11 protein-coding genes are annotated in these 12,988 nt (G+C 61.9%); 9 read left to right on the top strand and 2 right to left on the bottom strand.

From position 1 onward, the window contains the following. The first annotated feature begins 67 nt into the window (after positions 1-67). From FA85_RS16565 to FA85_RS21110, 4 genes are all read left to right on the top strand, one after another. Positions 68-634: a hypothetical protein gene (locus FA85_RS16565; RefSeq protein WP_036114763.1), complete on the top strand. Its 567-nt coding sequence runs from the start codon at positions 68-70 to the stop codon at positions 632-634. Positions 635-653: 19 nt separating this feature from the next. Continuing rightward, positions 654-1,952 (top strand): peptidoglycan-binding domain-containing protein, encoded by a 1,299-nt coding sequence (locus tag FA85_RS21115; protein ID WP_051943831.1) that lies wholly within the window; start codon positions 654-656, stop codon positions 1,950-1,952. 124 nt (positions 1,953-2,076) lie between these two features. Further along, entirely contained in the window at positions 2,077-2,586 is a 510-nt protein-coding gene (locus FA85_RS16555) for a hypothetical protein (RefSeq protein ID WP_036114766.1), read from the top strand. An 87-nt stretch (positions 2,587-2,673) separates the two neighbouring features. Beyond that, complete coding sequence (locus FA85_RS21110; RefSeq protein WP_051943833.1) at positions 2,674-3,939, top strand: XVIPCD domain-containing protein; 1,266 nt, start codon at positions 2,674-2,676, stop codon at positions 3,937-3,939. An 820-nt stretch (positions 3,940-4,759) separates the two neighbouring features. On the opposite strand, the gene FA85_RS16545 is transcribed toward FA85_RS21110, so the two are convergent. Next, entirely contained in the window at positions 4,760-5,977 is a 1,218-nt protein-coding gene (locus tag FA85_RS16545; RefSeq protein ID WP_156108781.1) for a hypothetical protein, read from the bottom strand. Positions 5,978-6,006: 29 nt separating this feature from the next. Continuing rightward, positions 6,007-8,091 carry a hypothetical protein gene (locus tag FA85_RS16540; protein ID WP_036114771.1) on the bottom strand — a complete coding sequence of 695 codons (2,085 nt, stop codon included), beginning with the start codon at positions 8,089-8,091 and terminating at the stop codon, positions 6,007-6,009. Between the two features lie 652 nt (positions 8,092-8,743). Here FA85_RS16540 and FA85_RS16535 point away from each other — a divergent pair. The 5 genes from FA85_RS16535 to FA85_RS16515 are packed head-to-tail and all read left to right on the top strand — an operon-like array spanning position 8,744 to position 12,988. Next, positions 8,744-9,358: a hypothetical protein gene (locus FA85_RS16535; protein ID WP_036114773.1), complete on the top strand. Its 615-nt coding sequence runs from the start codon at positions 8,744-8,746 to the stop codon at positions 9,356-9,358. Positions 9,359-9,376: 18 nt separating this feature from the next. Next, positions 9,377-10,405, top strand: coding sequence for an XVIPCD domain-containing protein (locus FA85_RS16530; RefSeq protein WP_051943835.1), 1,029 nt, complete (start codon positions 9,377-9,379; stop codon positions 10,403-10,405). A gap of 42 nt (positions 10,406-10,447) precedes the next feature. Next, positions 10,448-11,071 carry a hypothetical protein gene (locus FA85_RS21105; RefSeq protein ID WP_051943837.1) on the top strand — a complete coding sequence of 208 codons (624 nt, stop codon included), beginning with the start codon at positions 10,448-10,450 and terminating at the stop codon, positions 11,069-11,071. A gap of 18 nt (positions 11,072-11,089) precedes the next feature. Beyond that, positions 11,090-12,358: an XVIPCD domain-containing protein gene (locus FA85_RS16520; protein ID WP_051943839.1), complete on the top strand. Its 1,269-nt coding sequence runs from the start codon at positions 11,090-11,092 to the stop codon at positions 12,356-12,358. A 30-nt stretch (positions 12,359-12,388) separates the two neighbouring features. Further along, the gene (locus FA85_RS16515; protein WP_036114776.1) at positions 12,389-12,988 is read left to right on the top strand and encodes a hypothetical protein; all 600 of its coding nucleotides are present in this window, start codon (positions 12,389-12,391) and stop codon (positions 12,986-12,988) included.

Raw genomic sequence — 12,988 nt, 5'->3', positions numbered from 1 at the left:
TTTTCGACAAGCTCCGGGGTCCGGGGCTTGCCACACGGCTTGATACTTTCAACTTCAGGGAACATCCATGATCTCTCCACGCATCTCGGGCCTGCTCGCACTGTGTGTGTTCGCCGGCACCGCCCTCGCGGCGACGCCGCAGGTCCCGACCGTCGCTGCCCAGCAGGCGCTGCTTCTGAAAATGGATCCGGGCGCGCAGGCGGAGTGCCACAAGGACAGCTATGGCAATGCCGCCTGTACGTCAGGCAGTCATGCCGTTGAGATCTCCGGTTGCGACAACGACATGCTGTTCGGCCAGGTGATCGACGCCGCAGGCGCCACGCTCGGCACGCGACTCGACGCCGACCACTCGAAGCCGGTGGCGAAACTCAAGGCACATCAGTTTCTTTGCATTGTCGGCGTGGCGAAGAAGTCGGGTGAAGTGCAGCGCTACTATGTTGAGGCATTCCCGGCGGATCGCGTACCGGACTGCAAGGGCAATCATCTGTGCCAGAGCTTTCCGGTGGAGTGGGTGGGTGCGCCTCCGGCCACGAAGTGCGAGTGGATCGGCACCTCGGGTGACTTCACCGGAGGCTGCGTCGCCGGGTGGGTCGACGCGGACGCGATCGACGTTTATTCCATGGGCCTGAAGTGACCTCGACGGAGACAATGCCATGAGTCGCGATATCTACGAACACGCCAACGATCACTTCTTCAACTCAGGCGTTGGGTATGAGTATGGCCGGCCCGACATGCAGACCTGGAACAAGGTCGGCAACAGGACGACCGACAGTAGCCGTAACGAGCAGGACAACGATCACGACGGTCTTCGCGGCGTCGATTGCTCGGCCTTTGTCTGGCGCGGCCTCAAGGACGCCGGGTACGACGTCGGCAACGAGGCGTTCGCTACGTCAAAGCTGTACAACGGCCATCACGTGACTCCCTATAGCCAGCAGCATTTCGATGTGATCCCACCCGCCGCAGGCGGTAAGCCGCCCGGCAATCTCCAGGCCGGCGACATCATCATGCTGAAAAATCGTACCGGCTCGGACCAGCACGTCGGCATCGTCAAGGGCTATGACGCGAACGGCAACCTCGAGTTCATCGGCTCGCAGACCCACGGCGGACCGGGCAAGGTGACGATGAAAGAAGGCAGCTACTGGCACACCAATATGGAGGTCGTAGGCGCCCTGCGTGCCAAGCCCGAGTTCCGTACGCACGAACCCGCCCCGATGCATGGCACACCGGCGAAGGATCAGGCGCCGGTGCGCTCCGCACCCTCCGCGCCAGCGGCAGAAAAGGCAGCCGCGCCATCGGCGCCACACGCACCGGAACACGCGACCGATGTCCTGCGCAAAGGTGATGAAGGCAAGCGCGTGCAGGACATGCAGGAAGCGCTCAAGCGACTCGGCTATCGTGACGAAAACGGCCACGAACTCAAGCCGGACGGCCATTTCGGTGCGCATACCAAGGCTGCCCTCGAGCGTTTCCAGCAGGCAAACCACCTGGAAAAAGACGGTGTCGCGGGCGACAAGACGCTGGGCGCGCTCAACAAGCTCAATCACGCGGGCCCTCGCCTGGATTCCGCCGATCACCCTCATAACGGCATGTTCCTGCAGGCACGCGATGCTGTGCACAAGCTCGATGCTCAGTACGGGCGGACGCCCGATCAGCAGAGCCACCAGCTGGCCGGCTCGGTGACCGTGGGCGCGGTGAGGGAAGGCATGACGCGCATCGATCACATCGCACTCAGCGATGACGCCAGCCGGGCCTACGCGGTGCAGGGACAGCTCAATTCGCCCTTCAAGCAGATCGCCGAGGTGCAGACCCAACAGGCGATGGCGACCCCGCTGGAACAGAGCACCGCAACGCTAGCCCAGCACACCGCCAGCCAGCCCGCCGTCGCCGTGCAGGGGCAGATGCAGCAGCAGGATCTGGCCCTGCAACAGCAGCAACCGCAGCGGTCGGTCTGATGTACGCCGGGCAGGCCCGCTACCGGAAGGTACTGGCGAATACCGTAAATGCCATTCCAGAGTGGACAGGCGGAGAACCCGGTCCATTAGAATCGTGGGACGGACAGGACGGGAAACGTGCCAGATGGATGAACTGAAGGCGTTCGCAACAAAGGGGGCGAAAATCCTCGACATGTTGATCGGCGATCTCACCGGAGACGGAAGGCAGGGCGCCCTTCTCGTGCTCGATCCTCCCGTTTCCGGCCTGCCAAGGCTGGGCGACGGTCCCGCGCGCGAGCTGATGGTTCTCCTGCGTGACGCGCAAGGCCGGTTTGAACGGGTCGGGTCCAGCCTCGCCGTGATTCCCAGCTCGACCAGTGGTGGACTCGCCGGCGATCCTTACGGGTACACGCGCATCGACGAGGGCGGTTTCACCATCGCAAACGGCGGAGGCAGCCGTGAGCGCTGGTCGGATGAATTCACTTTTCGCTACACGCCCGCGGCCGGCACCTGGCTGGTCGCCCGCGTGGTTCGTCAGGTGGAAGAGAATGAATCGGGAGAGCACCGGCAACTGGTGCTCACACCCGAGACGCTGGGCGAGGTGACCTTCGCCGACTTCGATCCGTCGCACCTCCCTGAGGTGACCCTGCCCTGACCGGGGCGATGACATGCCCGTCATGGCCGATGGGTGCTGTACTCGCAGGATGCGATCTCGAAAGTGGGTGTCAGACAGGAGCTACATATGGCGATTGATCGTGAAACTCAGGTGCTGAACGACGCAGCGGCGGCGGGCATCACGTCACCGAAAGAACTGGCCAACTTCATGGCACAGGTTACCCATGAGTCCAATGGGTTGAACCGGCTCGAGGAAAGCTTTCGCTATACCCGCGACATCTCGCAGATCCCCGTGCAGTCCGCATGGCGCGAGGGCCCTAAGGTGCTCGAAGCCGCGCGGAAGGAAGCCCTGCAAGGCAAGCCCGAGCACCTGGCCGAACTGATGTACGGCGGCCGTAACGGCAACGACGAGCCCGGCGACGGATGGAAATACCACGGACGCGGCTATATCCAGCTCACCGGCAAGGACAACTACCGCGCTGCGGGCGAGGCACTTGACCTCGACCTGGTCAAGCATCCCGAACTGGCCGCCGACCCGAAGAACGCCTCCAAGATCGCCACGTGGTACTGGGAAAACCGTGTTCCCGAGAACGCTCGTGAGGATGTCAGAGCAGCTACGAAGGCGGTCAACGGCAAGTACAACGGTCTCGAAGACCGCGAGGCCCGTTTCGAGCAGTGGCAGAAAAAACTGACGCCCGAACTCATGGATCGCCTGGAAAAAGGCGAGCGTCAGCCGGCGCAGGCCGACGCGGCACGTCACACCATGAAGGCAGGCATGCAGGGTGAAGATGTCCGCATGCTGCAGGCCAATCTTGCAAGGCTCGGCTACAAGGACGGTGCCGGTAACGCGCTGCATACCGACGGCAAATTCGGCCCTGGCACCGAGGCGGCACTGAAGTCGTTCCAGCGCGACCACCATCTCGAGGCCGATGGCGTTGCCGGCCCACGGTCGTTGGCCGCCATCGACCAGCAGAAACATGTCGACGCTACCAGGCAGATCCCACCCGCCCTCCGGCTCGATGACAAGAGGCATCCCGACCATGCCATGTTCACCCAGGCCCTGGACGGAGTACACCGCATCGACGCCCGGCATGGGCGCACGCCCGACCAGCAGAGCAGCCAGTTCGCCGGCTCACTGACTGCGGAAGCCAGGACACAAGGGCTTAGCCGAATCGATCAGGTCGTTTTGAGCGAAGACGCCGCGCGCGCCTATGCCGTGCAAGGCGACCTGAACTCGCCGCTGAAGAAAATCGCTGAAGTCGAGACGCAGAAAGCCGTCAGCACACCGTTGGAGCAAAGCAGCGCCACAGCGTTGCAGGCTCCCGCACAGGACGAGGCGCAGAAACAGCCGACGCGTCAGCCACAGGGTCCGGCCACGCCGGGCTTGTCCTGACCATGGCGGAGAGCAGCAAGCGAGTCGGGGCGCGTAAGCCGCTGAATTGGATACAATCGGCATGCGTCGACCAATCAACGGTCGTCCAGGGTGAAAAAGCGCATAGCCCGGCGCCGGGCGTGATGACTTCGACATTTCCGGATCGGTGCCGAGTCGCACCGGACCGATCATGGGACGTACAGGGACTTGCCACATGAAATATTGGATAGCACTCGCCGGGCTGCTCTTTTCAGCTGGCACGGCGGCGCAATACGACACCATTCGTTATCGTGACAACGATCCGTTTGTGTTTTGTCGGTACGGAATGAATATTCCTGATCCGTGCTGGATACCTATTGCGCCTTACACCGGTCAGTGGATGTACACGCTTGCCTGCGACCCGCCCAACTACCCTGATGGGCGTTCCTGGACGCCCCAGGACACGGACGCGCTAAGACAGTTGGAGACCGTATGTCCGATGACGAGTTCCAGCGGTCCATGGAAGGGCGCGGGCACTGGCGAGAACTCGCCCTATTCACATTAACAGCAAAGTCGGCGTGCGCTGACTGATGCTGGAGTGGGCGGCCCGAGCGGGTCGCCCACCGGTTGTTGAGTTTGTCAGCGACACAGGGCGTGGGGCGTCAAACAGAAGTTCCACGCAACGATAGCTACGCGGCACTCGCTGCTTACATCCGCCGTGCTCGCGCCGAAGACTCAGAAATTCCGCTCACCCCGTAAGCGGATGAGCGTTACGGTCTGATGTCGCGAATCCACGATGCTTCCGGGGCACTTCCTCTTCGTTGTTTTTCTCTTCACAGGCGATGTAGCGCCTGTCGGAGCATCAGTCCTTATGATGCCACTTGCAGACACTGCTGAGCACAGGGAAGAACCGACCGTTACCCATAGGCTTTACTACCACCCCGTCGACTACCTGACCGTCCTGCTTCACCGTGACATCGGCCTGCAGGACATCGGTTGCCGATGAGGTGGATTCCTCCTGCTCGGTCCACTCGTACACGGTGTTTCGGGACGGGTCGTAGGACGAGCGGAGGTTGTTGTGGATCTTGGTGGCCGATCCGCTGAAGACCGTCATAACCAGATAGCGGCCAGGCTTTAAGCGGGTAAAACGGAAATCGCCATTGCTGTTGGTTTTGCCGTCGAGTCGGGTGTCGAAGACACGCTTGTCGATGTCTACCTTCACTTTGGCACCCTTGTAGCGATTCGCGTCGACGAGGTCGATCGCCTCTTTCAGATACGGGCTATAGGGGAACAGGGTAATGGTCTGATCAGCTGCGGGCTGCTGCTGGCCACCCACCAGACCGCACGTGAAGCCACTGATGGTAGCGGTGCCCTCGGCAAGCGCGCTGGCGTCGACCGCCTTCGGATCTAAAACAGACCTGGGCGTAAGTACCTTGCGCTTGTCGGGAATGGCAGGTGCCGCGCCACGCGCGTTAGCCGCCTCCGCAGCGTCCAGGCCCCTGGCTGCCTGGCTTGCCATCGTTGTGTCCTGCGCCCCCTGTGCTTCGTTTAGCGTCCCGTTGAGGCTGCCAAGCAGCGGAAGAGCCAGCTGAGCATTGGCGACGCTCTTTTCGCCGCTTGCATTTGCAGCGGTGCCTTTCAGGCCAGCCGCGTCGAAGAACGAGCAAATGTTGCGCATCGCCGTCGCCGCGGTAACGCCCTTGGCCAGCTGGAACGCGATGATTGCCGAGTCGGTCTGGGGCGAAACAGCCATGACGATCGGAAAGCCGCGCGCCGTGACGGATGCCTTTTGGGCGACCGCCATTGTGATGAGCCCGTCAGTAGCGACGTGGGGCTCGCCGAGCGATTGGAACCCGATCTTTCGTGCGCTGGATTCAAGGCTCGTCATGGCCTGAGCAGTGTCGGCGCCGTAGAGACCGACGAAGCTCTGATGGATGGTCCCACCGTCAGCGCTGGGCCTGGACGAATAATTTTGCTCACATTCGGTTGCGGCGTGAGCGGTCAATGCCATCAATGAAGCGCTGGCGACAAGGGCCCGTACCCACATAACAGATCGCGACACCATCTGATCCTTCCCCATGTTGATATCTAAAGCGTCCTGATACAGTCTTACGGAACCTTCAGCGCGTAACGAGATTCTCCCGTCAGCGGGTCGCCCGTGCCCTCCACCACCTTAGCGGAAGGGTTCAGGCTCACCGGTACAGGCTTAGCGTCGCGCCATACCTTTGCCAACGGATCTTTACTGTCACCGTACGCACGGCGCGCCATCGAGATCAGGTTGCCGTCCGCCGCATAGCGCCAGATGCTGAACTGCGCGAGAGCACACGTTGCAACCTCGGTGCCGGCACCCATGCACGCTTTGGGATCGATCGTCGCGGAGTCTGCGTCGACCGCGAAGCCATCCACATAAGCGACTTGTCCCGCGCCCACCTTGAACGTTGCGAATGGTTTGGAGAGTGATGCCGTCAGCGTCAAACCCGGCGCGGTCCGCTTCCCTACCGAATTATGATATCCCTCCTCAATCACTTTGGGTCGGTACACGAGCTTCTCGGTCACGGTGCTCACGCACCGTCCCGAAGGCACATGCTCGGCCACACAATAGACGTTCTCATAGGGGATCGCGTCGTACATGGCATCGTGCCACTCCTGTGTCTTGAAGAAGCCCACATCCTGCGTAGTCGCCAGAGCAAGGGTTCCCAGCGATGCCGACGCACGCCATCGCTCGCCGCTGGTTGGCGGCAACGTGGCACGGCGCATGTGGCTGACGGCACCCGTCAGTTCGTAGGTGCCGGGTTCAACGATATACACGCCGTAAATCTTGCCAGGGCCGACCAGGGATCCTACGAAACCCCGGAGTCCTGAGCTCGCGATACCGGTGTGATACCCCGTTCGCAGCGGGGGCTCTTTCGTACTTCCTTGGCGTTGCCACAGGACGACAGCCGTCAGATCCATCCAGTAGTCCACCATGGCATCGACGAGCCGGTCGCGCTCGCTCATTTGCCAGTACTTGCCACTCACGTCCAGATTGGGCGTGACCACGATGGCTTTGTTCGCGAAAAAGGCCCGTTGATAGAGCCTCGCTTTGGCATCGACCTGCTGGCGTTTTGTGTCTGCGAGTATCGCGGCCGGATCGCTGGCCTTCTTGAACGGATTGCTGAAAAGTGAGTGTTTGGAGTTGTCCTTGGGCACTTCAGGCATCGCTGCGTGATTGACGACCGCCGCAAGCGTGCATGCGACATAGCGCAAAGGCGGATCCCTGACGAGCTGCTCCTGGTTAGGACGAACGACCACCGACACCGCTCCCATAGACGCGTCGTACTCCAGTTCCAGCGGGAACGGACGCATGTCGGGCAACGAGTTATCCAGTGGCCTCACGACATAAGCGTCAGGCTGCACGACATCGATGGTCAGCAACCCTGCCCTGTCGTGGTACGTTTCGTTGCGAAGTTTGAGATCAGGCATCCCTGCCAGTGCCTGCTTTACGCGACCGAGGGCAACGGTTGCCTCGTCCGATCCGGACCCGAGAGTCCACGTGCCGTACGTTGTGTCCCTCATGGCCACGTCCGTCATGGTGTTGGTCCAGTTAGCCATGCACAGCTGCGTCGACGCCTGGGACGTCACCGGGCCGGGTAGCGGTCCCGACGAAGCAAGCGCCGGCCTCAGAAGGGCTGCAGGAACCGAGACAACGGGAGCGCTATCGGCGGGTATTGTTCTAGCCTGCGCCACCGACGCCTGGCCTATGGGCTTGATCTGACCGAGCATGCGGCACATGACAATACGGACATCCTCGTCCTTGGCCTTCATGCCAGCGGGCATGCCGACATGCATAGTCACGGGTCCCCGATCCTGCGCGCTTACCTGGAACTCGAAGCCGCGGGCGACGGAGGTCGCTTCCTGTACGAGAACGAGGGTGGCGTTGGCACCGTTGGCGTGAGCCGGTCCCACCGTGAATTCCTCCGCCGCACCGATGACTTTCATCTGTTCGATGGCGTCGTTGGCATTGACATTGCCCGCGCTGGTACGCGCGTCGAACATTAGTCCCGAGGCTGGGCTACCCGAAGACTTGAACGTCGATTCGCACGTGTCGGCGGCGCGTGCCGTTATCCAGGGAGCCGTGCCAAGGGCCAGAACGGTAAACGCAAGGCGTCCGAATTGGGCCGAGCGCGGCCTGCCCTTCTGGGAAGTGTCTGTCATCGTGCTGTCCTTGTTCCTTGATGTCGGTTCTGGCGGTGCGCGCCCACAGGCGAATGATAGCGGAGCACCGCCAAAAAGAGACGGAGAGTGGAGGCATGCGCTAACATCATCCGCACCTCAGAATTGCGATACAACTCACGGAACGTGCCATTAGTGCGGCCTAGAATCGCGCCGCGACAGCTCCAGGATCCGCGTCGGACAACCGGACGTCGTTTGCAACTGGTGGCGTGAAGGTTCAGGAGTCCATCAAGGGGGATCTGACCGGCGAAACCGCGCCGATGTGCTGCCGATGCCGAGGGCTGGCGGGCGACCCATATGCCTATTCGCGCATTGCAAATGGCACATCACCATCGTAATCGGAGGGGACAGCCCAGAGCGATGGTCGCACAAGTACAATTTTATATAACTCAGTGCTAAAAGGGACTGTTTCGTCTTCAGGGTCGTTCACAGGGTGGCCGACTCCAGTACCGACAAGGAAACGCACATCGAGCTGACGGCCCGGGAGTTGGGCGCCGTAGCCTTCGCGGATTTCGATCCGAGTCAGCTGCCGGAAGTGACACTACACTGAAGCACCAACCGCGATACCCTGCCAGGACGGTGGGTTATGCCAGCAGGAGGCCAGGCAGCGCAGCAAATCAAACAGGAGTTACACGTGACGATTGACCGTTCCCCGCTGGCAGCCGCCAGCATGGCGCGACTCCGCGCCTTGTTCATGCCATGCCTCGTCGTGGCCGTCGGCATGCTGGCAACTCATGCGGCTGACGCGGCCGTCGTGGTGCCGAAGGCCTTTAGCGCCTACGGTTCGACGCCCGTCCCGGGCGGTGAATGCATAGCCGGCGACACGACGAAGGAAGGCATGAATGGCCACGCCTACGTCTATGTCAAAGACACCGGCAGCCAGCGACCGCGATGGATTACCGCCATCCCGGTGCCCGAGCACTACTACCAGAACCGCGCGACGCATTGCTTCGCGATGAACGGCTCCCTGTACGTACTCGTGCAGAGCGATACCAGCCAGGCCAGCTCCCTCTCGCAGACCGTCCTCAACGTCGTCGAGCTTTCCCCCGACACCGGAACAATCCTGACCGATCGCTATGCGGACGTTCCCGGCATCGAGGAAGCCTATTCGTCGTGGGTGGACAAAGGCAGCGAGGGTTTTCACGAGAACCGCGGCCAGATCGAGGTCTCGGGGAAGTATTTCATGATGAACGATCCGACCAAGCGGATGCCGTTCACCGTGATCCTGCCCGCTCATTCAACGCCCTGACCGGAGGCAACCGGCCACATGCCGCTCGACAGCGAAACCCAGGTCCTGACTGACGCCACGGCGGCGGGTATTGCTCGTCCTACGGAATTGGCCAACTTCATGGCCCAGGTCATCCATGAATCCAACGGACTGAACCGGCTCGAGGAAAGCTTTCGCTATACGCGGAATATCTCCCAGATCCCGCTGCCGGCTGCGTGGCGCGAGGGTAACGACGCCCTGGACGCCGCGCGCAAACAGGCCCTGATGGGCAAGCCCGAGCAACTGGCCGAACAGATGTACGGCGGACGCCTCTGCAACGACGAGCCGGGCGACGGATGGAAGTATCACGGCCGCGGCTATGTCCCCCTCATCGGCAAGGACAACTACCGTGCCGCTGGCGAAGCGCTTGACCTCGATCTGGTTAGGCGGCCGGACGTCGCGGCCGACCCGCAGCACGCCTCGAAGATCGCCGCGTGGCACTGGGAGAAGCAGGTGCCGCAGGACGCCCGAGAGGATGTCCGCGCCGCTACCCAGGCACTCAATGGCCGACCAGCTGGGCTGGACGACCGCGAGAACCGCTTCGAGGACTGGCAGCGACGACTGACGCCCGAAGTGATGCAGCGTCTCGCGGACGGAAACGTGGGCCAGCCCCAGGAGACGCCACCTGCCTCACAGACCCAGACCAGACCCGCCCGCCTGGACAACCCCGCTCACCCAGACCATGCACTCTTCGAAACGACGCGCGCCGCCGTCCATCGCCTCGATGCTCACTACGGACGCATACCGGATACGCAGAGCGATCAGCTCGCCGGTTCCGTCGTCCTCGAAGCAAAGAAACAGGGCCTGACGAAGATCGACCACGTCGTACTCAGTGACGATGGCAGCCGTGCGTATGGCGTGCAGGGCGACCTCAATTCACCGCTTAAACGCATGGTGGAGGTGGATACGGCGAAGGCCGTCAATACGCCTATCGAACAGAGGAGCGCCGAGTTGGCAAAGCTGAGCTCCCCGACAGCTGACGAACAACGTTCGAAGCAAATGCCAGACGCACCAACACCCGGTCGCTGAGAGCCCTCCCTTTCCTCCATTGAGTGACCTTTCTGGAAATCCATGATGCTAGATCGCAACCCGCACCATGCCACCGCACGATCCATCCCGAGGTCGGCATTTGCCTTCCTACTGGCCATGTTTTTGCCGATGACGCAGACCTTGGCTTACGGCGCTCCCGCCACCGCCAGGCCCACACCCGCCGCGCTCCAGGCACGACTGGCAAAAATGGATACCTCGTCCACTGTGGAATGTCACGCGGATAAGTACGGCAATCCCGCCTGCACAGCCGGTGGCTATGACGTCGATGTGACCGGGTGCGACGATCGCGGCGACACCTTCTTCGGACAGGTGCTTCGTAAGCCGGGAGCGACCCTCGGCAACGCAATTTCTCCCGACAAGGCAAAACCGGTGGCGCAACTCGCTGACGGGCAATTCCTGTGCATTGCTGCGACCGCGGAGAAGGAGGGAGCCACTACTCGCCTCTACGTTGAGGCGCTTCCCATCGAGCGTGTCGCGGCGTGCAAGGGCAACCATCTGTGCGCCTCGCATGCAGTGCAATGGATCGCGCCTAAGCCAGCCGACGAATGCAAGTGGATTGGCCACGATGGCGATTTTTCAGGTAGTTGCGCCGCAGGATGGGTAGACGAGGACAAAGTCGAACAGTTCTCCATGGGCATGCATTGACGCATAAGGAAGACCGCGATGAGCAAAGACATCCTCGACGCCGCCGAAGAACATTTTTTCCGCTCCGGGCTAAAGTTCGAGTACGGACGACCGGATATGCGCCACAGCAACAGCCGCGGCAACCATCAGATCGACTCCAGCCGCACGGAACAGGATCTCGATGGCGACGGGTACCGTGGCGTCGACTGCTCCTCGTTCGTCTGGCGAGGCATGAAGAACGCCGGTTACGACGTGGGTGATCAGCCTTTTAGTACGCACACGCTGTACAACGGCAATCACACGACTGCGTATGCGGAAAAGCATTTCGATGTGATCTCGAAGGCCGACGCGGGGAAGACGCCGGGCGACCTGCAGCCCGGCGACGTCCTCATGCTGAAGAGCAAGCATGGCTCTGACCAGCACGTCGCCATATTCAAGGGCGACGACGCCGAGGGCCACATCCAGTTTATCGGCTCCCAGACCTCGACCGGCCCCGCTCCCGTCACGATCATGCCGGACAAGTTTTGGGGCAAGGACATGGAGATCGTCGGCGCCCTCCGCGCCAAGCCTGAATTCCGTACCCATGAACCGGTTCACGGCGAAGCCCCGGCCGATACAGCCGCCCCGGTCGCAACGCACGCAAAGGCGGAGCCCTCCCACGCGGCCGCAAAGGCTGCAAACACTCCGACTCATCATCCCGACACCCTGCGCAAGGGTGACGAGAGCACCAAGGTCACGGCTCTGCAGGAATCGCTGAGCCGCCTCGGTTACAAGGACGAGAACGGCCACGCGATCAAACCCGATGGTCACTTCGGCGAACACACCAACGCGGCGGTGGAGAAGTTCCAGCGTGCGCACGGCCTCGAAGCCGATGGCATCGTCGGCAAAGCCATCATGCAAGCCCTGCACACGGCGACGCCACGACTAGATAGCGCGGCGCACCCCGCCCACCCCGTCTTCCAGACGGCGCGTGACGCAGTACATCGTCTCGACGGGCAGCATCAGCGCACGCCCGATGTACAGAGCGACCAGATTGCTGGCGTCCTTACCGGCAAAGCCATCGCACAGGGCATGACCCGGGTCGACCATGCCGTCCTCAACGAAGACGCCAGCGAGGTCTACGCTGTCCAGGGCGAGCTGAACTTGCCGTTCAAGCAGGTTGGCGAAGCGACGACACAGCAAGCGGCAAACACGTCACTCGAAGAAAGCGGCAAGCAGGCATTGCAAGCTTCGGCTCAGCAGTCGCAGCTCGCAACTAACGTCCCGACGCAGGCGACGCCCTCGCATGCGCCGAGCCAGACCGCCTGAGGCCTTCCGGCCGTCAGCAAGGATGTAACAATGACTATCGCCAGGCATCGCCTCACCCTCCGCCTCTGCATCGCCGCACCACTGCTAGTGACGGCCGCACCGGCTTTCGCCGCCGAGGCCGATTCACAGAACTACCAATCGCTGCTCCAGTCGTCTTCAAACGGTTCCAAGGTGGCATGCGGAAAGGATTCGTACGGCAACGTCGCCTGCACTATCGATGGCGAGGCTGTCGACGTCGGCGATGACTGCACGTCGAACCTGGCCTTCGGTGGCATCGCTAACGATAAGGGAACGATACTGCAGGACAACTTCAGGAGCGCCGGGGCCAGACCGGTCGCTCACGTCGGCAAGAACCAGCTCGTATGCCTCGTCGCGTCCCAGCGCAAAGAAGGCGAACTCATCCGCGCCCTCGTAAAGGTGATCCCCACAGCCACCGTGAAGAACTGCAAGGGCAACGACGCCTGCAAGGGCGCGGACACGCATGTGGAGTGGAAACGCCCGGTGAGCGGCACCGCTTGCACGCTCAAACCTGATGGCCACTACGCGGGTGATTGCGCGACAGGATGGATCGACGGCAAGGACCTCGAGGAATACTCGATGGGGCTGAAACCCGAAGATACGGGCGCGTGA

The organism is Luteibacter mycovicinus, assembly GCF_000745235.1.
Taxonomy (GTDB): domain Bacteria; phylum Pseudomonadota; class Gammaproteobacteria; order Xanthomonadales; family Rhodanobacteraceae; genus Luteibacter; species Luteibacter mycovicinus.
The sequence above is the reverse complement of the archived record's forward strand: the minus strand, read 5'-3'. Positions and strand labels throughout refer to the sequence as shown.